At 64.4% G+C, this 21,265-nt stretch carries 19 protein-coding genes; 7 read left to right on the top strand and 12 right to left on the bottom strand.

The features are described 5' to 3' along the window. Positions 1 to 118: 118 nt before the first annotated feature. Positions 119 to 487, bottom strand: coding sequence for a VOC family protein (locus tag R2B70_RS06815; protein ID WP_209791524.1), 369 nt, complete (start codon positions 485 to 487; stop codon positions 119 to 121). A gap of 113 nt (positions 488 to 600) precedes the next feature. Then, entirely contained in the window at positions 601 to 1,068 is a 468-nt protein-coding gene (locus R2B70_RS06810) for a hypothetical protein (protein WP_318162953.1), read from the bottom strand. A gap of 291 nt (positions 1,069 to 1,359) precedes the next feature. Here R2B70_RS06810 and R2B70_RS06805 point away from each other — a divergent pair, with 291 nt between their 5' ends. Beyond that, positions 1,360 to 1,980: an HNH endonuclease signature motif containing protein gene (locus R2B70_RS06805; protein WP_318162952.1), complete on the top strand. Its 621-nt coding sequence runs from the start codon at positions 1,360 to 1,362 to the stop codon at positions 1,978 to 1,980. A gap of 48 nt (positions 1,981 to 2,028) precedes the next feature. Here R2B70_RS06805 and R2B70_RS06800 read toward each other — a convergent pair whose 3' ends face one another. Then, complete coding sequence (locus tag R2B70_RS06800) at positions 2,029 to 2,616, bottom strand: histidine phosphatase family protein (protein WP_318162951.1); 588 nt, start codon at positions 2,614 to 2,616, stop codon at positions 2,029 to 2,031. Between the two features lie 472 nt (positions 2,617 to 3,088). Between R2B70_RS06800 and R2B70_RS06795 the strand changes: the two genes are divergently transcribed. Next, positions 3,089 to 5,194 carry a putative bifunctional diguanylate cyclase/phosphodiesterase gene (locus R2B70_RS06795; RefSeq protein ID WP_318162950.1) on the top strand — a complete coding sequence of 702 codons (2,106 nt, stop codon included), beginning with the start codon at positions 3,089 to 3,091 and terminating at the stop codon, positions 5,192 to 5,194. A 222-nt stretch (positions 5,195 to 5,416) separates the two neighbouring features. Next, positions 5,417 to 5,707 carry a hypothetical protein gene (locus tag R2B70_RS06790; protein WP_318162949.1) on the top strand — a complete coding sequence of 97 codons (291 nt, stop codon included), beginning with the start codon at positions 5,417 to 5,419 and terminating at the stop codon, positions 5,705 to 5,707. A 48-nt stretch (positions 5,708 to 5,755) separates the two neighbouring features. Here R2B70_RS06790 and R2B70_RS06785 read toward each other — a convergent pair whose 3' ends face one another. Together R2B70_RS06785 and speA are read right to left on the bottom strand one after the other, a co-directional pair. Further along, positions 5,756 to 5,944 (bottom strand): hypothetical protein, encoded by a 189-nt coding sequence (locus R2B70_RS06785; protein WP_042077453.1) that lies wholly within the window; start codon positions 5,942 to 5,944, stop codon positions 5,756 to 5,758. Positions 5,945 to 6,186: 242 nt separating this feature from the next. Then, positions 6,187 to 8,088 (bottom strand): biosynthetic arginine decarboxylase, encoded by a 1,902-nt coding sequence (gene speA / locus R2B70_RS06780; RefSeq protein WP_318162948.1) that lies wholly within the window; start codon positions 8,086 to 8,088, stop codon positions 6,187 to 6,189. Positions 8,089 to 9,143: 1,055 nt separating this feature from the next. Between speA and pepT the strand changes: the two genes are divergently transcribed. Together pepT and R2B70_RS06770 are read left to right on the top strand one after the other, a co-directional pair. Next, positions 9,144 to 10,370, top strand: coding sequence for a peptidase T (gene pepT / locus R2B70_RS06775; RefSeq protein ID WP_318162947.1), 1,227 nt, complete (start codon positions 9,144 to 9,146; stop codon positions 10,368 to 10,370). A gap of 105 nt (positions 10,371 to 10,475) precedes the next feature. After that, on the top strand, positions 10,476 to 12,188 hold the full coding sequence (locus R2B70_RS06770) for a lysophospholipid acyltransferase family protein (protein WP_318162946.1): 1,713 nt from the start codon (positions 10,476 to 10,478) through the stop codon (positions 12,186 to 12,188). A gap of 58 nt (positions 12,189 to 12,246) precedes the next feature. Here R2B70_RS06770 and R2B70_RS06765 read toward each other — a convergent pair whose 3' ends face one another. From R2B70_RS06765 to R2B70_RS06750, 4 genes are all read right to left on the bottom strand, one after another. Further along, positions 12,247 to 12,558 (bottom strand): SelT/SelW/SelH family protein, encoded by a 312-nt coding sequence (locus R2B70_RS06765; RefSeq protein ID WP_042077444.1) that lies wholly within the window; start codon positions 12,556 to 12,558, stop codon positions 12,247 to 12,249. Continuing rightward, positions 12,555 to 13,676, bottom strand: coding sequence for an adenosylhomocysteinase (locus tag R2B70_RS06760; protein ID WP_216989921.1), 1,122 nt, complete (start codon positions 13,674 to 13,676; stop codon positions 12,555 to 12,557). Before R2B70_RS06760 ends, R2B70_RS06765 begins: the two co-directional genes overlap by 4 nt. A gap of 185 nt (positions 13,677 to 13,861) precedes the next feature. Continuing rightward, positions 13,862 to 14,596 (bottom strand): hypothetical protein, encoded by a 735-nt coding sequence (locus tag R2B70_RS06755; protein ID WP_318162945.1) that lies wholly within the window; start codon positions 14,594 to 14,596, stop codon positions 13,862 to 13,864. Continuing rightward, on the bottom strand, positions 14,596 to 15,156 hold the full coding sequence (locus R2B70_RS06750) for a YceI family protein (protein WP_318162944.1): 561 nt from the start codon (positions 15,154 to 15,156) through the stop codon (positions 14,596 to 14,598). The genes R2B70_RS06755 and R2B70_RS06750 overlap by 1 nt, the downstream gene beginning before the upstream one ends. A gap of 109 nt (positions 15,157 to 15,265) precedes the next feature. Between R2B70_RS06750 and R2B70_RS06745 the strand changes: the two genes are divergently transcribed. After that, a complete protein-coding gene (locus tag R2B70_RS06745; protein ID WP_042077437.1) occupies positions 15,266 to 16,168 on the top strand; it encodes a LysR family transcriptional regulator in 903 nt (300 codons plus the stop codon). Positions 16,169 to 16,176: 8 nt separating this feature from the next. Here R2B70_RS06745 and R2B70_RS06740 read toward each other — a convergent pair whose 3' ends face one another. Then, positions 16,177 to 16,578 carry a hypothetical protein gene (locus tag R2B70_RS06740; RefSeq protein WP_318162943.1) on the bottom strand — a complete coding sequence of 134 codons (402 nt, stop codon included), beginning with the start codon at positions 16,576 to 16,578 and terminating at the stop codon, positions 16,177 to 16,179. Positions 16,579 to 16,644: 66 nt separating this feature from the next. Between R2B70_RS06740 and R2B70_RS06735 the strand changes: the two genes are divergently transcribed. Further along, on the top strand, positions 16,645 to 18,378 hold the full coding sequence (locus R2B70_RS06735) for a formate--tetrahydrofolate ligase (protein ID WP_318162942.1): 1,734 nt from the start codon (positions 16,645 to 16,647) through the stop codon (positions 18,376 to 18,378). Between the two features lie 147 nt (positions 18,379 to 18,525). Here R2B70_RS06735 and R2B70_RS06730 read toward each other — a convergent pair whose 3' ends face one another. Both R2B70_RS06730 and folE read right to left on the bottom strand, forming a co-directional pair. After that, positions 18,526 to 20,175, bottom strand: a complete 1,650-nt coding sequence (locus R2B70_RS06730) for a methyl-accepting chemotaxis protein (protein ID WP_318162941.1) — start codon at positions 20,173 to 20,175, stop codon at positions 18,526 to 18,528. A gap of 291 nt (positions 20,176 to 20,466) precedes the next feature. Continuing rightward, positions 20,467 to 21,123 carry a GTP cyclohydrolase I FolE gene (gene folE / locus R2B70_RS06725; protein ID WP_042077431.1) on the bottom strand — a complete coding sequence of 219 codons (657 nt, stop codon included), beginning with the start codon at positions 21,121 to 21,123 and terminating at the stop codon, positions 20,467 to 20,469. Positions 21,124 to 21,265: the final 142 nt, after the last annotated feature.

The following is a 21,265-nucleotide window of genomic DNA, read 5'->3' as shown; positions in this document are numbered from 1 at the left end:
CCGGCATCAACGCAACAACGGCAGCCAGAGGCTGCCGTTGTTGTCTGCTGTGATCCTGAGTCAGGCACTCAGCCGTCACTGGCCTGTCCCTTCTTACATGCGCCCTGGGCGGCGAGGCTTAGCGATAGCGGCTGATCTCGATAAGGTTCCGATCCGGGTCCAGGCAATAGACTGACTCGATGGGGCCGCAGGCGCCGCTTTTCGTCACCGGCCCCTCCAGGATCTCGACCCCCTGGCTCGCCAGCTGGGCCATCACCTGATCCAGCGGCCAGCGGGTGATGAGGCAGAGATCCCCCGACCCCACCTGCGCCCGGTTGCGCACCTCCTCCCCCAGCAACTGCAGATTGATCTTCTGGTTGCCAAAGCGCAGCGCCCGGCGCCCCGCGCCGAAGGTGATGGGCTCCATCTTGAAGGCGCCGCTGTAAAATGCCACCGCCCGCTCGATGTCGCTCACCGTCAATACCAGATGGTCGATATGGCTGATCATGCTTCCTCCCTGTGGTGGTGATTGCCTCCCCATCATAGCCGCCCGCCACAATGGAAACTGTGGAATGGTGCACAGGGGTGTTTCTAACCAATTATTTTCACTAGGGAAATACCTCAGCGCACGGCGGCGCACGCCTTATCACGCTGCGCCAGAAGGGCTTCGTCTTCGCTGCCCATGGCAGCCAGAATAGCCTGATTACAGGCCCGCTCCGTGAGCTTCACCGGGTTTTGCTTGGCGTCGGTGATTTCCGCAATCATGGGGCGATAACCGACAGCCGCCGCGCAGTACATGGTGCGGTACTTGGGAAGCTGCCAACTGCTGTCATCTTGCCGTGTCAGGTCATCGCACAGTTTGCCAAACAGTGCCTGCGCCTTGACCGTGCACTGACTGAAACGCCGCACATCTTGCTCGTAGGGACGGCAGACGCTGTTCTGTTTGATCTGCCAGAGCTGGAAAGAGAAGGGGACCTGCTCTCCCTCATAGGGCACTACCAGCGTTTTTAGCTCGGTGCCATAGATATCCGTCACCTGTTGCTGCACCAGATTGAGATAAGCCGAAAAAAGATAAGAGATCGGATCCATCACCACCTCCCTGTGGTTGAGCTGAGAGAACTCGTCCCGGCTAGCACTCAGCGGGGGAGCACTAGGCATTCTTGCTGAATTGCATCACCTAATTCGTTGATGGTGAACAGGTTATCGTAGTAAAAACGATGGTGAAAGGTGTCAATTGGATTAAGATGTGCACCATGTGAGGCACACTCGGATGAAGCCCTCGTGCTCTCATCCACTCCGATTATCAGAGGGTAGGCACACGCTTTGCGCGAGACATGGACGGAAGAAGAGCTAAGGGCAACGGTGAGTGCCTACTTGGAGATGCGCACCAAGGAGCAAAACGGCGTTCCCTTCGTCAAAAAGCACTATTATGCCGCGCTCGCCAGCCAGTTTGACCGCACCGAGAAGGCATTCGAATATCGGATGCAGAACATCTCCTATATCTGCACCTTGCTCGGCCGCACCTGGGTTTCTGGCTTAAAGCCGGCTAAAAACGTGGGGCCCCAGAATTCCCCTATCATAGAGCGCCTGCTCTGTGAGCTAGATGGCCAACCCTATACTGGTCAAGCCGCCTTTGAGCATCAAGTCCGCCATTACAAAAGCAAGCCAGGGCTCCCCATGCCGGCAGGCATGCAAGAGCCTCAGGCGCGCTATGGGGCCGCCCCCAGCTATGTGCGAGATCCCAAGGTAAAAGCCTGGGTACTGATGATGGCGGCAACCCGCTGCGAAAGCTGTGAGGAGCCAGCCCCCTTTTATACGACGACCGGGGAGCCTTTCTTGGAGGTACATCACCTGCGCACCTTGGCAGACGGGGGATCGGATACCGTCAGCAACACTGTGGCGCTCTGCCCTAACTGCCATCGCGCGCTTCACTATGGCGCCAACCAGGTAGAAAAGCGCGATGCACTCTATCGAAAGCTACCCAGGCTGAAGAGAGAATAATGCTCCGCGCTCAAAGCGGCCCACACAGGGCGGGCCGCCTTCGTGTGGTCAGCAGGCAATCCGCTCGATGCGGCCACCGCTCAGCTTGAAGAAGGCATCCTGCGGCAGCTCCTGCAGCCAGGTGGTGGTGTAGTCCAGATCCGCATAGGCGCCGCGCAGCATGGCGCCGAACAGGCCGTGGGAGACCACGATGGCCTGCTTGGCAATGTGCTCGTCCTCAAGCCATTGCCGGGCCCGGCGCTGAATGCTCTCAAAACTCTCGCCATGCGGGGCCCGCAGATACCAGTCCGGTTCCTCCAGATCGAGCTCGGGATGGGCCGCCAGCAGTTCGGGGACCCGGCGACTCTCCCACTCCCCCATCCCTAACTCCACCAGCCGTTCGTCCCAGATGATGCACTCTCTCCCCAGTCCAAGCCGCTGACACACCAGTTCCGCCGTCTGCCTTGCCCGGCCGAGGGGGCTGGCATAGAGGGTCCAGCTGGCGGGCTCTGCCAGCAATGCATTCAACCGGTTCCCCATGGCGAGGGCCTGGGCTTCTCCCCTGGGGGTCAGCTCCGAGTTGCAGCGCCCCTGCAGCCGCAATTCGGCGTTGTAACGGGTCTGGCCGTGGCGCAGCAGGTAGAGGGTACGAGACATGGGTTCTCCAGCAGGTTCAACGAGATAACGAAAACGGGAGGGGCATGATAACAGAAGAGCCCGACATAGGCGCAAACGGGGCCTGACACCATGGGTTGCACCCTGGTCTCCCCCATGGTCATAGTGAACACGTCAGTGTGGCAAGAGTCCCAGATAAACCTTCGTGCACAAGCACCACCAAGCCCCTCTGGCATTGTCACTTTCCGGGATTGGATATGCAGAGACTCTCAACGGATCTGTCCCCCAGATTTTCTATACCCCTGTATTTAAAGCGGGAAAATTTGGAACCCCTCTTTTGACAGGGAGCGGAAAGGGCTAGCTCGAAAGGGATGATTTCAGCATTTTTACTCTGATCCTGGGGCCATTTCGGTACGTATCTCTGGCTCATCCCGGGGGGGCCTGGTGTACAATCCCCACCCCGATTTCCCCCGCGCCCCGGCCAAGGCTCAGGCCGTTGTCCATCCCAGAGTAGATGAACGTGACCGCGACCCACCCCATGCTCGACAGCTATTACAGCCAGGATCTGGTGTTCTTCTCCATCCTGGTGGCGGTGCTCGCCTCCTACACTGCGCTGAACATGACGAGCCGGGTGAGCCAGAGCCGGGGCCGGGCCGCCGCCTTCTGGCTCGCGGGGGGGGCCTTTGCCATGGGATTCGGCATCTGGTCCATGCACTTCATCGGCATGCTCGCCTTCAACCTGCCCATCGCGCTGGGTTACGATCTGACCCTCACCGGCCTCTCCCTGGTGGCGGCCATCGGCTCGTCGGCCTTTGCGCTCTGGCTGGTGAGCCGCCCCCGGCTTCCCTGGCATCAGGTCGTGTTCGGGGCCCTGCTGATGGGGGCCGGCATCGCCACCATGCACTACATCGGCATGGCCGCCATGAAGATAGAGCCCGGCATCCATTATCAGGCCGGGTTCTTCATCCTCTCCATCCTTATCGCCGTGCTCGCCTCCGGCGCCGCGCTCTGGATAGCGTTTCGCCTGCGCAACAGCTCGCCGCGCGCCTTCTTCAGCAAGGCCGTCGCCTCCCTCGTCATGGGGGGCGCCATCATCGGCATGCACTACACCGGCATGGCGGCGGCCCAGTTTCCCGAGGGCAGCCTGTGCGGCGCCCTCTATACCGGGCTCAATACCCAGTGGCTGGCGACCGTGGTCATCATAGTGACCCTGGCGGTGTTCGCCATCGCCCTGGTGCTCTCCATGCTGGACGCCCACGCCGCGCGCCTCTCGACCTCATTGCACCAGGCCCATGACGAGCTGCTCAAGCTGGCGCTCCACGACAGCCTGACCCGGCTGCCCAACCGGCTGCTGTTCGCCGACCGGCTGGAGCAGCGCATCCAGGAGTGCCAGCACAGCCAGCGCAGCTTCTCCCTGCTGTTTCTCGATCTCGACGGCTTCAAGATCATCAACGACGCCCACGGCCACCATACCGGGGATCTGCTGCTGGTCGAGGTCGCCGAGCGGATCAGCGGGCTGCTCGGCGGGAGCGACACCGCCTCGCGCTTCGGGGGGGACGAGTTCGTGCTGGCCCTGGCGCCGGGGGATCTGGGCCAGACCACGGCCTTCGTCGAGCGGCTGCTGGCCGCCCTGGCGCAGCCCTACGAGTGGGAACATCACAGCCTGCACATCACCGCCAGCATCGGCATCGCCGTCTATCCCCAGGACGGCACCAGCCTGCACGAGCTGACCCTCAACGCCGACGCCGCCATGTACTACGCCAAGGAGCGGGGGCGCAACGACTACTACTTCTTCGACAGCGCCATGAACGCCAACGCCCACCAGCAGTTCCTGCTGCAAAGGGAGCTGCAACACGCCCTGGAGCGGGGGGAGCTGGCCCTGCACTATCAGCCCAAATACGCGGCCCGCGGCGGCCAGGTGGTCGGCGCCGAGGCGCTGCTGCGCTGGCAGCACCCGGTGCATGGTGCCATCTCCCCCGCCCGCTTCCTGCCCCTGGCGGAGAAGAGCCGCCTCATCATCCCCATCGGCAACTGGGTGCTCGACGAGGCCTGCCGCCAGATGAGCCGCTGGCGGGCGGCGGGGCACCACGACTGGAGCGTGGCGGTCAACCTCTCCACCATACAGCTGGCCAGCCCCGGCCTGCTGGAGGAGGTGCAGGCGGCGCTCTCCCGTCACCGGCTCGAGGCCCGTCACCTGACCCTGGAGATCACCGAATCCACCGCCATGGAGAACGCCGAGGAGAGCCTGACCATCCTCAATCGCCTGGCCGAGCTCGGGCTTGGCATCTCCATCGACGACTTCGGCACCGGCTACTCCAGCCTGCTCTACCTCAAGCGCTTCCCCGCCAACGAGCTCAAGATAGACAGGGGCTTCGTCACTACACTGGTGCAGGGGGGAGACGATGCCACCATCATCGCCGCCATCGTCGCCCTGGGTCAGGCCCTGGGCATGCGCATCGTGGCCGAAGGGGTGGAGACCCAGGCCCAGCGCACCCTGCTGACCGAGCTGGGCTGCGACACCCTGCAGGGCTATCTGCTCGGGCGCCCCATGGCAGGGGACCAACTGCTGGCCCACTGCGGTGAACGGCCCCAGGACGGCGTGCTCGCCGAGTCCGCCTGACACGGGCGCACAATCTCCCGAACATGGGGCTATCCCTTGCGCCCTGCCATGTCCGGCTCCTGCCATACCCCGGAAAAATTCCCGATTGCGTCTCTCGCTGACTCGGGATAGGCTGCCCCACGAAAGACTCGAATGCCCCCTTTTGCCCCTGTATTGAGGCAAGCAGAGACAGTTCGACCAGCACCTATCCGATCGACAACGCCGCACAGGCGAGGAGCACAGATGGCCAGATACCAGTTTTTCAGCATTCCGGCCTCCAACCGGCAGCAGTACACCTATGTCGACATGGCCTCCCCCAGCTTTCTGACGGAGAAGGCTGAGCTGCTGGCACAAGGATTCGAGGTGCAGGAGGACTTCATCGATGCCACCAGCCCCCGGGAGGCGGTGGAAAAATACAAGTCCGACTTCCTCTATGTGGCGGACGAGGTGGGCAAGTCGGACGCCAGCTACGGGTTGGCGGTGTTTATGCAGGAGATGGCCAGGAAGCTGTTTGGCCGCAAGGGCCATCACTGAATCGGCAGCACCAAGGCCATCGGCACTGTGCCGATGGCCTTGCACAACTCAGCCGCAGGCAAGTTGCCGGAGCATGGCGATCAGCTCCTCTTCGCTGGCCGGTTCATAGGCGAGCTGCAGGCTAGGTGCCGCCCCGCCCATCAGCATATAAACCTGGGTACTGCAGTGATCGTAGTGATACCACTTACCGTCGATACAGACGTCGGTATAGCATCTCGGGTCCCTTTTGAGTTCCATACACCTCTCCTTCTGTTACATACCACCAACATCCTGGTCGACCCTAAGGTAACCGGCCGGATCCAAACTTGATTCGGATCAAGGGGGCGCACGAGCCTGGCCCTCTTTCGGGATCATGGGTGCCGCTCGTACCGCAAACCACCTCCATGGGGCTAGCCCGCGGCCAACAAAAACGGCGCCCGAAGGCGCCGTTTTGCATTTCCGTCTTTTTGCTGTCAGCGACGGGGCGAACAAGCCTGGGCTTATTCGTCTTCCAGGTAGGCGTAGCCTTGCAACCCCAGCTCCAGCTCTTCGAGCAGGGCCTTGCGGGTCGCATCGTCCAGCGCCGGGTGGGAGACGATCTGCTGGTAGTTCTCGCGGATGACGGACGGGTCTATGTTGACGTAACGCAGCAGCTGGTCGACGGTATCGCCGCGCACCACGTTGCGGATGTCCATCTTGCCCTCCTCGTCCAGCCACACTTCCGCGCAGTGGGTGTCACCGAACAGGTTGTGCAGATCGCCGAGGATCTCCTGATAGGCGCCCACCAGGAAGAAGCCGACGTGGCACTCTTCGTTCGCACCGTACTCCGGCATCGGCAGGGTCTTCTCGACGCCGAGGCCGTCCACATAGTGCTCCACCTGACCGTCGGAGTCGCAGGTGATGTCCATCAGGATGCCGCGGCGGGTGAGCGGACGCTCGAGGCCGGCGAGCGGCATCACCGGGAACACCTGGCCGATGCCCCAAGCATCCGGCAGGGACTGGAACAGGGAGAAGTTCGCGAAGCACTTGTCCGCCAGCTTCTCGGAGAGCTCGTCGGCCAGGGCGCGGTGGTTGCGGTTGACCGGGTTGAGCAGCTCCTTGAGCGCCAGGCAGGTGTTCTGGTGCAGCATCTCGGCCCAGGCGCGCTGCTCCAGGTTCAACAGCCCCATGGTGTACTGGGTGTTGACGTCCGCCAGATCCGCCATCGAGTCGTGGAAGATCTCCAGCAGGGACGGGTCTTCCCCGCGCAGGTCCAGCCAGCCTTTCCACATGTTCTGCAAGATGGTGGGCGCGTCTTCGTCCGGCGCGCTGATGTCGTTCACCTCCACCCCTTCGGCACCGATGATGTTGGTGACCAGCACGGCGTGGTGGGCGGTCAGGGCACGGCCGGACTCGCTGATGATGGTGGGGTGCGGCAGGTCGAACTCGCGGCACACGTCGCCTATGCCCCACACCACGTTGTTGGCGTACTCGGAGAGGCTGTAGTTGGCGGAGCAGTGGCTCTGGGAGCGGGTGCCCTCATAGTCCACGCCGAGGCCGCCGCCCACGTCCACCACCTCGACATTGGCGCCCAGACGGCACAGCTCGGCGTAGAAGCGGCCACACTCGCGGATGCCGCCCTGGATGTCGCGGATGTTGGCGATCTGGGAGCCCAGGTGGAAGTGCAGCAGCTGCAGGCAGTCCAACTTGCCGAGGTTGCGCAGACGCTCCACCAGCGCCAGGATCTGGGAGGCGGAGAGGCCGAACTTGGACATGGCGCCGCCGCTCGATTCCCACATGCCGGAGCCGGTGGAGGCGAGGCGGGCACGCACCCCGATGTTGGGCTTGATGTTGAGGCGAGCCGACTCGTCCAGCACCATCTCCAACTCGGAGGGTTTTTCCACCACTATGTAGACCTTGTGGCCCATCAGGTTGCCCAGGAGGGCGTGGCGGATGTATTCGCGGTCCTTGTAACCGTTGCAGACGATGACCGAGCCCTGGGCATGGTGATGGGACAGCACGGCCAGCAGCTCGGGCTTGGAGCCCGCTTCCAGCCCAAGCCGGGGCTTGTCGCTGTAGGACTGACTGATGGTCTCGATGACGCGACGCTGCTGGTTCACCTTGATGGGGTAAACGCACAGGTAGTCCCCTTGATAGCCTGACTTCTCGATGGCCTGACCGAAGGCGTTGAACAGCGCATCGACCCGGCTCTTGAGGATGTCGGGGAAACGCAGCAACACCGGCGTGGTCAGCCCGGACTGGCGCAGTTGCTCGATGGCCTCGGACAGCACGATCTGCGCCTCGGGGCGAGACTTGTCGGGGGAGACGGTCACATGACCGGCGTCATTGATATTGAAAAAACCCGCACCCCAGTAGGGAACGTTGTAGACCTTCAAGGAGTCCTTGCTGGACCAGTTAGTCATGGGCTATGCCTCGCAAATGAGCGGCCGTGGGCCGCCTTCGTTACCCTCAATCACATCCAGACCATCGACGGCAACGGGCGGCGCGTCAAGGCGGCCTGCTGATCCGGTGCATGGCGGCACGCCTGGCGGGCCTGTTGCCTCGCCGTGGCCTGGCCACCCCGGTTCGTCTGTTGCACATCGCGGCAAGCCAAGGCTGCCTGGTGGATCTTGGGAAGTAACGAGTCTTGATGTGGGGCTGGTGGCTTTACATCAAGCTCAACGGTATGCGGTGCCACCTTAACGGAGCGCCGCGGTACTTTGATGACAACCGGCATCAGCCACGCCGTTTGTTCATCATTCGGCCGCGATCCCGACGGACAGGAGAGGGTTTCAAGGAAGAGAAGGGAAGGCCTCAGCACGCATGCGTGTTGATGGACGACAACCGCCACAGCCAGCTCAACGCCAGTGACCACCCATGACAAGGGAAGATGATGAGCCGCTGGCTCACTCGGTCAGCTGAAAGATGAGAGTCCGTTGTTCTCCCTGATACCGGAGCCTAACCGGTATTAAAGAAACCATTCCCCAGCAGTGTCTGTCGTTTCTGCGTGCCTCGCCCTATAGGCGTATGATCCTGTGGGTGTCTGGCGGCCTCTGCCTGCTCAGGGTTGCCCTCGGATCGGCGCGGAGTGTACACACTTACCGGCGCCAGTGACAATAAAAAATCGCGTTAAAAAACGGGTTTTCATCGAGGGGGCAAATCTTGCTGCCAGCGAGGCGGGCTCTGGGATGGCGGGGGATGAGCCCGGTCTGGAACAACCCTGAAAATAACGGGTGATCCGGCCATTTTCCCCCACCCCTTGCCAGTGCTGGGCCGGGATGAATTTCAGTCTTTTCGCATATGCTTAATCAGTTTTTTATTTGGAATTTTTATTCATATTTATCCCGCAAGAACGGCCGCCACTCAGCCACCCGCGTCACCCCGCTCCCGACAAATCCATCAAAAACTGCGCTGACGCAATAAGCGCGCGGGCCGTCTTGGCCACAATGGCACCTCTTCCGTGACCCGAGGCTTGTCCATGAACACCCTGCTTTCGCGCTTTCTCCACTACCTGACCTTCCATACCCGCTCCGACGCCACCAATCCCGCCTGCCCGAGCAGCGAGGGGCAGCTCGTCTTCGCCCGCGCCCTCTTCGACGAGATGACAGGACTGGGGCTGGCGCACGTCACCCTGGACGAGCACGGCTACCTCACCGCCTGCCTGCCTGGCAACCAGCCGGATGCGCCGGCCATCGGCCTGATTGCCCACATGGACACCGCCGACTACGAGGCCGGGCGGGTGGTGCCCCAGATTGTCGAGAACTACCAGGGGGGCGACATCTGCCTTGGCAAGGGGGACGAGGTGCTGGCCATCCGCCAGTACCGCTTCCTCAAGAACTACCTGGGCCAGGATCTCATCACCACGGACGGCACCACCCTGCTCGGGGCCGACGACAAGGCAGGTATCGCCGAGATCCTCACCGCCGTCGAATACCTGCAGGCCCACCCGGAGATCCCCCGCGGCGATCTCTGGATAGGTTTCACCCCGGACGAGGAGATAGGCCGCGGCGCCGATCTGTTCCCTCTGGACAGATTCCCGGCCAAATGGGCTTATACTGTCGATGGGGGTGAGCTGGGGGAGCTGGAATACGAGAACTTCAACGCCGCCAGCGCCACGGTACGCATCACAGGCAACAACGTCCACCCCGGCACCGCCAAGGGCAGCATGATCAACAGCCAGACCCTGGCCGCCCGCTTCCACGCCGAGATGCCCCCCGAGCAGACCCCGGAGTGCACGGAAGGGTACGAAGGCTTCTTCCACCTGGCCCGGATGGAAGGCACCGTGGAGGAGACCACCCTGCACTACCTCATCCGCGACTTCGACGACGACCGCTTCGCCGCCCGCAAGGCCCAGCTCAAGGAGCGGGTCACCTCCCTGCAGCTGGACAATCCCAAGGCCCGCATCACGCTGGAGATAGAGGACAACTACCGCAACATGCGCAGCCAGGTGGTGCCTCACATGCACATCATCGAGCTGGCGAGGGCCGCCATGGAGGCCGCCGACGTGGTGCCCAAGATCAAGCCCATTCGCGGCGGCACCGACGGCGCCCGCCTCTCCTTTATGGGACTGCCCTGCCCCAACCTGTTCACCGGGGGCCACAACTTCCACGGCAAGCACGAGTTCATCCCGCTGCAATCCATGGAGAAGGCGGTCGCCACCCTGGTAGCGCTGGTGCGCCTCACCTCGGCCTGGCGGGCAGAGTAGGGGATTGAGGACGGGGTTCGCCCCGTCATCAAACCGTCACGGCGCTGCCACACGGCGGGAACGCAGGGGGGAGAAGCTTGAGCAAAGTTCAGCGGAGCCTTGCCCATGTTCGACGTCGATACCCTGCTGGGGCAGCATCTGCCCCGCCTCGCCGGCCAACCCCTCATCCGTCCCCTGCTCCGGCAGGGGCTGCGCTGGCTGCTGCACGAGGAGGCCTTCACCCGCTTCGCCGAGCGCCATCCCCACCTGCGCGGCCTCGACTTCGTCGAGCAGGCGCTCACCGAGCTCGACTTCGACTGCCGGGTGAGCGAGGCGCAGCTCGAGAACATTCCCGCCAGCGGCCGGGTCATCCTGGTCGCGAACCACCCCATCGGCTCTTTGGACGGGCTGGCCCTGCTGCGCCTGCTCGGGCGCATTCGCCCGGACGTCAAGATAGTGGCCAACCAGATATTGGCCCAGCTCGCCCCCCTGCGGCCCCTGCTGCTGCCAGTGGACAACCTAGGGGGCAAGACGGACAGACGCGCCATCCTGGCCATGGGGGATCACCTGGCCGAGGAGGGGGCCCTCATCATCTTCCCCGCCGGCGAGGTGTCGCGCCTCGGCCCCAAGGGGGTGAAGGACGGCCCCTGGCAGAGCGGCTTCATCAAGCTGGCCAGGCGCACCCGCACGCCCCTGGTGCCGGTGCACCTGGACGGGCGCAACGGCCTCTCCTTCTACCTCGCCGCCTGGCTCAACAACGACTGGGCGGGCCTGCTGCTGGTCAAGCAGCTGTTTCGCCAGCAGGGGCGCCGCCTCACCCTCACCCTGGGGGAGCGCATCCCGCCCCAGAGCCTCGGGGATCTCGCCCCCAAGACCGCCGCCGCCCTGGTGCGCAGCCACCTCTATCGCCTCGGGAAGGGGAAGAAGGGGCGGCTGCAGACCGAGGCCCCCATCGCCCTGCCGGAGGATCGCCGTCTGCTGAAACAGGCCGTCGACGGGTGCGAGCCGCTCGGCCAGACCCCGGATGGCCAGCGCATCCTGCTCTATCGCCGCCACGAGCAGAGCCACTCGGTGATCCTGCGCGAGCTGGGGCGGCTGCGGGAGATCGCCTTTCGCGCCGTGGGGGAAGGCTCCGGCAGGCGGCGGGATCTCGACGCCTTCGACGACGACTATCACCACCTGATCCTCTGGGATCCGGCCCGCCTCGAGATAGTGGGTGCCTACCGCTTCGCCCCGGTGGCCGAGCGGCTGGCGAGCCAGGGGCTGGATGGCCTCTACAGCCACACCCTGTTCGGCTTTGAAGATAAGCTGCTGCCGAGGCTGGAACAGGCCATCGAGCTCGGTCGCAGCTTCATCCAGCCCGCCTACTGGGGCAAGCGGGGGCTGGACTACCTCTGGTTCGGCATCGGCGCCTATCTGGCCCGCTACCCCCAGTACCGCTACCTGTTCGGGCCCGTGAGCCTCTCCGGCAGCCTGCCGCCGGCGGCCAAGGATCTGCTGGTGGGCTTCTACCGCCAGCACTTTGCCCCCGAGCTGGCGCTCGCCCCGTCACGCCGCCCCTATCCCGAGACGCCGCCCCTGTTCGAGGGGCGCGACTACGGGACCGATCTCAAGGCGCTCAAGGCGGGGCTCGACCACCTGGGCTGCGCCATCCCCACCCTCTACAAGCAGTACGCCGAGCTGTGCGAGCCGGGGGGCGTGCAGTTCATGGATTTTGGCATCGACCCGGACTTCAACCACTGTATCGACGGCCTGGTGTGGGTGGACGTGAGCCGCATCAAGCCCCACAAGCGGGCGCGCTATATCGGTGTCCCCGTCCAGACGGACGCGGGGGCCTAAATCACCGCAAAAAGAAGAGGGAGGCTGATGCCTCCCTCTTCTCTGTCATCTTCACGCCTTATTCGGTTGCAGGCTTGCGATCCGCGTGGCCGAGATCCCGCTCCGGGGCGATGAGGTCCCGCACCCGCTGCTTGATCTCCTTGGCCTCGGGGAAGCCCTCGTCGGCCACCCGATCCCACACCTGCACCCCGTCCACCAGGATGCGGAACTCCCCCTTGCTGGCGGGCACCAGCGCTACCTCGCCGAGCTCGCCGTCGAAGGTGGAGAGCAGCTCCTGGGCGAGCCAGGCGGCCCGCAGCATCCAGCGGCAGAGGGTGCAGTAGCGGATCTCGATCCGCGGCTTGTTCATCTGGGTTTGTGTCTCTGTCATGGGGTGACTCCGTGAAAATCGGTTAACCAGTGGCGGGCGATGCGCTGCATGGTGGCCTGGGGCAGTTCGTGCAGGCCGGAGGCCGATGCCTGCCTGGCCAGCTGGTGCACCCCCTCGATGATCTCCGCCAGCACCAGGTAGACGTATTCGCCGATGACGGCGCCGTGGACGAAGTTGACCGCCTCCCCCCGGTTGAGCAGGAAGATGGTGCTGCCGTCCGGGCGGCTGAGGGCCAGCACGTGAGGGCACACCTCCTCGCTCGGCCAGGGCAGCTGGGAGAGGCAGAACGCGAACTCGTCGTCGGCGGAAGTGACCGACGCCACCATGGCGCCGGGGCGCAGGGCCTGCAAGTCGGCAATGTCCAGCGCCCCGTTGCCGGTGCAGCAGATCACCAGCTCGGCCCGCCCCAGGGCCTCTGCCTTGTTCACCAGCTTGAAGCCGTGGGAGAGCGCCTCCACCTGGCGCAGGGCGTCCGTCTCCACCAGCTCCAGATGCAGGTTGCGGCAGCGCAGTTCGCGGGCGATGCTGCGCCCCACCTTGCCATAGCCGAACAGGGCGGCCTGGCAGACGTTGAAGGTGCGCCTCAGGGTGCGCGCCAGGGACTCGGCGGAGTAGACCACGCTCAGGCCGATCTGGATGTCCTCCGCCTGCTTGAGGGGGCTGCGGGCCACCGAGATGACGGGGGCGGCCAGGTGCTCCTGCTCGTAGCGCTGATGGCCGTTCTCCGTCATCTCCACCACCCCGAGAAAGCGCGCGCCGAAGTGCTCGGCGAGGACCGCCTGGCTCTTGGCAAAATAGCCGCCGATGTCGAGGATGATGAGCCGCTCATGCTCCCGCACCAGGGGGGCAATCTGGGCTATGACCCCTTCGGGATCCGAGGTCCAGTGGCGATTGAGGGGCAGCACGGGATAGTGCTGCTGGGCCCAGGCCAGGGTCGGCCCGTGGACGGACTTGGGTTTGGGCAGGATGGCGCCGACGCGCCCCACCCCATCGAGCACCTGGATGAAGTGGGGCCGGTCGGGCAGCAGATGGGTCACCAGCAGGATGCAGAGATCCCCGAGGCGTCCCTGCTCGGTGAAATGGCGAAAAAACAGATGCTCAGATCCCTGACTGCGCAACTGTGGCCTCCTTAGCGTGCCGCGAGAAAGCAGGCAAACAGAACCCGGCATAGCCGGGTTCTGTGTGTGTCCAGATAATTGAAAATCCTTTTTATCCGAAAGCACCATGGGTCTCAATCTTTATCTGTGCAGACTTTGACAAGCCCATCAATTTCTAAGGTAATAGCCTGTTTTTCATGCAGAAATCAGTAAAGTGACGCCTGGGGCCACACCCACCACAGACTCACACCGGCACCGATCACCCCCACCAGGATCAGCAGACCCCAACGGGACAATCCGGGGCGCTTGCGCAGGATCCACTCAAGGAGTGGCAGCAACCAGACCGGCAGCAGCACCAAGAGCGGCACTTCCACGTATTGCCAGGCCAGCATCTGCACGAAGGCGAGCGCCAGCCCCAGGGCGGCCGGGGCCACCTTGACCCCCGCAAAGGCGCCGAGCAGGGCGCGGAACCCGGCGAAGGCGGCCAGGGCGCCCGCCAGCTGGGCGATCAGCAGGCTGCCGTCGATGCCGATGACCAGCGCCAGCCAGATGAAGGCGAGGGCGAAGCCGAGCCCCTCCTCGCTGTCACCGCGCCAGCCCGTCCAGCCGTACCAGGCGACGGCGGGCAGCAGGGCCAGCCAGATGCGCGGCTCTGTGGCGAGCACCGAGGCCAACCCCTGCCACCACACCAGGGCGCCGAGCAGGGCGAACAGCACCAGGGCGACCCCCTTGTCGACCAACTGTGCCAGGGCGGGCACCAGCAGGCACAGCGGCAGCCACTGCCACGCCTTGACCGGTAACCCATAGGCGCCGCCCAGCAGGCAGCCCACCAGCCAGAGCGCCAGGGCGCCCCCCGGATACCCCAGCCGCGGCCAGCGCCACGACAGCAAGGCGGCCCCCAAGGGGGCCGCCAGGGTTTGTAGCAAGAGCGCTGCGCCCATTACTTGCGCACGCCTTCGACGAACAGGCTGATGTTCATCTCGTCCGGGATGTTCGGCACCATGTAGTTCACGCCAAAGTCGCTGCGCTTGATGGTGGTGGTGGCGTTGAAGCCGCTGCGGTAGCCACCCCAGGGATCCTTGCCTTCGCCGATGTGGACCAGATCGAAGGCCACTTCCCTGGCGACGCCGTGCAGGGTCAGGGTGCCCTTGAGCACGCCCTTCTCCTTGGTGCCTTCATAGCCGGTGCTGACGAAGGTCATCTTGGGGTACTGCTTCACGTCCAGGAAGTCGGGGCTGCGCAGGTGCTTGTCGCGGGCCTCGTGGTTGGAGTCCACGCTGGCGGCGTCGATCTCGAAGCTCGCCTTGGCCGCCGCCGGGTTGGCGTCGTCCATGCTGAAGGTGCCGCTGAAGGTGTTGAACCGGCCGACCAGCTCGGAGAAGCCGAGGTGGCCCACCTTGAACTGGACTGTGGTGTGGGCCGCGTCGACATCGTAATCGGCCGCCATCAGGGGAGCCGCCATAAACAGGCAGGAGGCCAGCAGGGCCTTGGTCATTTTCATTCCGATCGTTCCTTCATTGGGGGTTCACATCTGTGTCCAAAATGCTAACCTCCTCGTAGCAATAGATAATCATCGATTTATTAAAATAATTATCAACTGAGAGTGGAATATGGATCAGATAGCCGCCATGCGCACCTTCATCAAGGTGGTGGAGTGCCAGAGCTTTACCAAGGCCGCCCACCAGCTCGGGATCTCGGTCGCCATGACGTCCAAGCTGATGCAGCAGCTCGAGGAGTCGCTGTCGACCCGGCTGCTGTCGCGCACCACCCGCCAGGTCAACCCCACAGAGGCGGGCCAGTTCTACTATCAGCGCTCCCTGGTCCTGCTGGCGGAGCTCGAGGAGACCCACAGCCAGCTCACCCACAACAACCAGCAGCCCCAGGGCACCCTCAAGCTGTCGGTGCCCATGGACTTCGGCTACCTGCACCTCTCCCCCGCCCTGCCGCTGTTTCGTGAGCGCTTCCCCGAGCTCAAGCTGGAGATAGAGTACAGCGACCGGCGGGTGGCCCTGGTGGAGGAGGGGTTCGATCTGGCCCTGCGCATCGGCAACCTGCCGGACTCCTCCCTGGTGGCCAAGCCGCTCGCCATGATGAAGATGGTGGTGTGCGCCAGCCCAGACTACCTGGCCCGCCGGGGCACCCCCAGGACCCCGGAGGATCTCAAACAGCACGACTGCCTCATCTACACCCTGACCCAGCCGGACTGGGTCTTCAAACGGGATGGGGAGCAACAGAGCATTCGCCCCCAGGGGCCCCTTCGCGCCAACAACGGGGTGGCCCTGACCCGGGCCGCCTGCGACCACCAGGGCATCATACTGCAGCCCACCTTCATCGTCGGTGACGCGCTGCGCTCGGGGGCGCTGGTGCCCCTGCTACCGGAGTGGGAGAAGGGGCAGGTGGGGCTCTACGCCCTCTATCCGCACCGCCGCTTCGTCTCGGCCAAGGTGCGCTGCTTCATCGAGTTCGTGCAGGAGCGCTACCTGGCGCCCCACTACTGGGACAGGGAGACCTGAGCCCGGGCTCAGGGAGTGGGCATCAGCTCGGCCACCAGCAGGAGTTCGGTCATCGTCAGCTGCCAGCGCGGCAGCCGCCGTTGCAAGGCGGCGAGTTGCGCCTCGTCGAGGGCGTAGGGCAGTGTGATGTGCAGGCAGTGGCAGTCGAGCATGGCTGCCAGTTGCAGGATCAGGGCGAGGTTTGCCTCGTCGCTCCTGTGCCTGTTGATGCGCCTGCCCAGCTCGTGGCGAAAATGGGTCTCGGGATCCTGGGTCATCGCCTGCCAGCCGTAGCCGAACAGCGGGATGAAGGCGCTGACGATGCCAAGGGCAGTGAGCGGCCGTTTGGGCGGGTGATAGAGGGCGTTGAGATCCAGCAGGATGGGGCTTTGATGGGGCTCACGACTGCCGGATAAAATAGTATTGCTCATTGGATTACCCTGTTGATTCCTCTAGACTTCGCCGCATCTTTGACCCGACATGCCAACGAGGTGCTGATGCTAAGCGATATCGAGATCTCCCGCCAGTCCCCCCGCCTGCCCATCGCCGAGGTGGCAGCACAGCTCGGCATAGCGGCCGCCCATCTCCACCCCCACGGCCATTACAAGGGCAAACTCGACCTCGCGCTGCTCGATCACGCCCCCGCCCGCGAGCCCGGCAAGCTGGTGCTGGTGAGCGCCATCACGCCCACCCCCCTTGGGGAGGGCAAGACGGTCACCACGATCGGCCTCTCCATGGGGCTCAACCACATCGGCCAGGCCGGCATCGCCACCATACGCCAGCCGAGCCTCGGCCCCGTGTTCGGGGTCAAGGGGGGCGCCGCCGGGGGTGGCATGGCCCAGGTGGTGCCGATGGAGGAGATGAACCTCCACCTCACCGGGGATTTTCACGCCCTCACCGCCGCCCACAACCTGGCCGCAGCCGCCCTCGATGCCCGCCTGTTCCACGAGCAGAAACTCGGGGAGGCGTTCACCCCCAACACCGGGCTGGCGCGCCTAGATATCGACCCGGCCAACATCCTCTGGCCGCGCGCCCTGGACATGAATGACAGGGCCCTGCGCCACCTCACCCTCGGTCAGGGGGGCGTCGCCGACGGTGTCGAGCGCCCCGATCGCTTCGTCATCACCGCAGCCTCCGAGCTGATGGCCATTCTGGCCCTGGCGAGCGATCTCAAGGACTTGCGCGCGCGCATCGGCCGCATCCAGCTCGCCCTCGACCTTCGCGGCCAACCCGTGACTGCCGAGCAGCTGGAAGTGGCGGGGGCCATGACGGTGCTGCTCAAAGACGCCCTGCAACCCACCCTGATGCAGACCACGGAGCAGACCCCGGTGCTGGTCCACGCCGGCCCCTTTGCCAACATCGCCCACGGCAACTCCTCCGTCATCGCCGATCGCATGGCCCTGGGCCTGGCCGACTATGTGGTGACCGAGGCGGGGTTCGGCTCCGACATGGGGCTGGAGAAGTTCTTCAACATCAAGTATCGCCAGTCCGGCCTCGCCCCCGCCTGCGTGGTGCTGGTGGCCACGGTGCGCGGCCTCAAGGCCAACAGCGGCCTGCTTGACATCCGCCCGGGCCAGCCGCTGCCAGCCAGCCTGCAGGGGGAAGATCTGCCCACCCTGAAAGCGGGCTGTGCCAACCTCGCCTGGCACATCCAGAACGCCCGCCGTTACGGGGTGCCCGTGGTGGTGGCCATCAACCGCTTCCCGAGCGACAGCGACGCCGAACTGGCCCTGCTGGCAGAGGAGGCGCGCCGCGCCGGGGCCTGCGACGTCGCCCTCTCCCAGGCGTTCACCCAAGGGGGGGCGGGCGCCGCGGATCTGGCCCGCGCCGTGGTGACGGCCTGCGAGCAGCCGAGTGAGGTCAGACTGCTCTACCCCGACGAGGCGAGTCTCGCCGCCAAGCTCGCCACCCTGGTGGAGTGCGGTTACGGCGGGCGCGGCGTGCAACTGTCGGACAAGGCGCGCCGGCAGTTGGCCAGTCTCTCGGCCGATGGCTGGGATCACCTGCCGGTCTGCGTGGCCAAGACGCCGCTCTCCATCAGCCACGACCCCGCCAGGAAAGGCGTGCCGACTGACTTCGAGGTGCCCGTCGAGGAGGTGCGGCTCTGCGCCGGCGCCGGCTTCGTCTATGCCCTGGCGGGCCCCGTCATGACCATGCCGGGCCTGGGCAGCCTGCCGGCCTACTGTCATATCGATATCGACGACGACGGTGAGATAGTCGGCCTGAGCTGAAGCGCCGGTTGGCAGCCTGCCCTCCCCAGCCGCCATATCGACGACGGCGGTGAGACAGTGGGGGCTGAGCTGACGGCGCCCAGGTCCAGCCAGAAACGACAAGGCCCCGCCAATTGGCGGGGCCTTCTGCTATCTGCCGAACAAGGCTTACAGGGTAAAACGCTGGGTCATATGGTGCAGCGAGGTGGCCAGCTTGCTCAGCTCGACGCAGGCTTGGGCGGTCTGCTGTGCCCCCAGAGCGTTCTCGTCGGCGGCGGCATGGATATTGACGATGCTGCGGTTGAGCTCCTCGGTGACCGCGTTCTGCTGCTCGGTGGCGGTGGCGATCAGGGTGTTCATGTCGGTGATCTGGGTGACGGCACCGTTGATGCTGTCGATGCTGCCCCCCGCCTCCCGGGCCAGCTCGACGCTCTCCTGCATCTGCTGGCGGCTCAGCTGCATGGCGTTGCCCGCCTCGGCGGTGCGCTCCTGCAGCACCTCGATCATCTTGCTGATCTCGGCGGTGGACGCCTGGGTACGCTGGGCCAGACTGCGCACCTCGTCCGCGACGACCGCAAAACCGCGCCCCTGCTCGCCAGCCCGGGCCGCCTCGATGGCCGCGTTGAGGGCCAGCAGATTGGTCTGCTCGGCGATGCCGCGAATGACGTCAAGCACCATGCTGATGCTGGCGCTGTCGGTCTCCAGTTGCTGCACCACGGCCCCCGCCTGCTCTATCTGGCGGGAGACCTGCTCTATGCTGCCGATGGCGCCACGCACCACCTCGTTGCCCTGGGCCGAGGTGCGGGAAGCCTGCTTGGCCGCGCCCATGGCGTCCGTGGTGTTGCGGGCCACCTCATTGACGGTGGACTGCATCTCGTTCATGGCGGTGGCCACCTGGGAGACCTCGCTCTGCTGGCTGGCCATGCCCTTGGCGGACTGCTCGGAGATGGCGCTCACCTCCTCCACCGCGCTGCTGAGCTGGCTCACCGAGCCCGCGATCTCGCTCACCAGGCTAGCCAGCGCCTCCTGCATCCGGTCGATGGCCGAGCCCAGCTGACCCAGCTCGTCGCGGTTGAAGCGGTTGCCACGGATCCACTCCTGCAGCTCCCCCTTGCCGAGATCGCCGCTCGCGATGCGCTGGGCCTGGCGGGCCAGCATGATGAGCGGGTCGCGGATCTGGCGGGTCAGTACCACGGAGAGGGCGATCACCAGCGCCAGGCCGATGATCAGGGCCAGGGTGACGCTCTGCTTGGCGCTGTCGAAGGCGGCGACCACCTCGGCACGGGAGCTGACGGAGTAGCCGTGATTGATGCGGATGAGATCCCCCACCGACTTGCTCAGGTTGGTGTAGAGGGTCACCCCCTCGGCCATGAAGAGGTGCTGGGCCTCGGCCATCTGGCCTGCGTCCTGCATCTGACGGATGCGCTGGTGCAGGGCGACGTACTTCTCCCAGTCCACCTTGACGATGTCGAAGGTGCGCCGCTCCTCCAGATCTTCCGCCCAGATGGTGGCATCGTGGGCCGCTATCTGCTGCGCGGCGTCCCGCAGGCTCTTCTCGCTCTCGTCGCGATAGCGGGCCTTCTGCTGGGGATCGTCCGCCACCAGAAAGACATCCAGCTCGTAGCGGCGCAGGGCATTGATGGTCTCGCCCAGGGTGCTGGTGCGCACGACCGCGGGCAGGATGCTGTCGGTGAAGCCGATGGCGGCCCGGTTCATCTTGCTGAATTCAAACAGCGAGGCCCCGCCGATAAAGGCCATCATCAGGCCGAGGACGGCAAAGCCGGCGGTAAGTTTCTTGCCTATCGTCATGGTGTTCATGGCATGTCCTGCATAGGGAAAACAAGGGGCATTGGTCGGCGTCGGCCCAAGGGCGCGAGCACCATCACCGCCATCCTTAGCAGTACATCGGGTCTCATCCGTGTCGGTGTACACCAGGGCAACGCCATGCGCTGGCACCGCTGTTACACCGTGAGATGAGGGCGCCGCACGGCACTGAAAGACCGGCCATCCGGCGACACGGAGAGCCATATCGGCCGGCATTGCCCGGGCTTTAGGATTTTTTCAGAAAAAAACGGGCAGGCGGGGCATGCCGGAGCATGCCCCCTGTTGCTAACCCTTCAGGCCGCCGAGAAACTCGGCGCGGGTATCGGGCTGGGTCTTGAAGACGCCGCCCAGGGAGGTGGTGGTGGTGTAGGAGGTGGAGTCCATCACGCCACGGGCCTTCACGCAAAAATGGGTCGCCTTGATGCTGATGGCCACGTCCTGGGTGCCGAGCAGGGTCTGCAGCGCCAGCAGGATCTGCTGGGTGAGCCGCTCCTGCACCTGGGGACGGCGGGCGAAGAACTGCACGATGCGGTTGATCTTCGACAGGCCAATCACCTTGCCGCGGGGGATGTAGGCCACGTGGGCAAAGCCGTCTATGGTGACGAAGTGGTGTTCGCAGGTGCTGGTGAGGCTGATGTCCCGCACCATGATCATCTCGTCCACCTTCATCTTGTTCTCGATCACCGTCACCTTGGGGAAGGTGGCATAGTCGAGGCCGGAGAAGATCTCGTTCACGTACATCTTGGCGATGCGGTGCGGCGTCTCGGCCAGACTGTCGTCGGCCAGATCCAGTCCCAGCGTCTCCATGATGGCGCGCATATGACCTTCGATTTTTTCCTTCTTCTGCTGGCCGTTCAATGCATTGGCCACCAGAGGTGTCTCGAGACCCTGGGCCTCGAGCGCCGCCCTGACCAACAGGGCTTCCTGGCTTAAGCTCGTCATCTTGTTTCTCTCCCACGCTCAGGGACTGTGCTGGCCTGCGGCATGGTGCCGCGGCGCAATCTTACAGGGCGATTATTGTCATAATTCCGGCTAACTCAAGTCCGGCACCCGACTTTATGTCAAACCGCCCCGTTTTGCTCTC

This window comes from Aeromonas sp. XH (assembly GCF_033348475.1).
Lineage (GTDB): Bacteria > Pseudomonadota > Gammaproteobacteria > Enterobacterales > Aeromonadaceae > Aeromonas > Aeromonas sanarellii.
The sequence above is the reverse complement of the archived record's forward strand: the minus strand, read 5'-3'. Positions and strand labels throughout refer to the sequence as shown.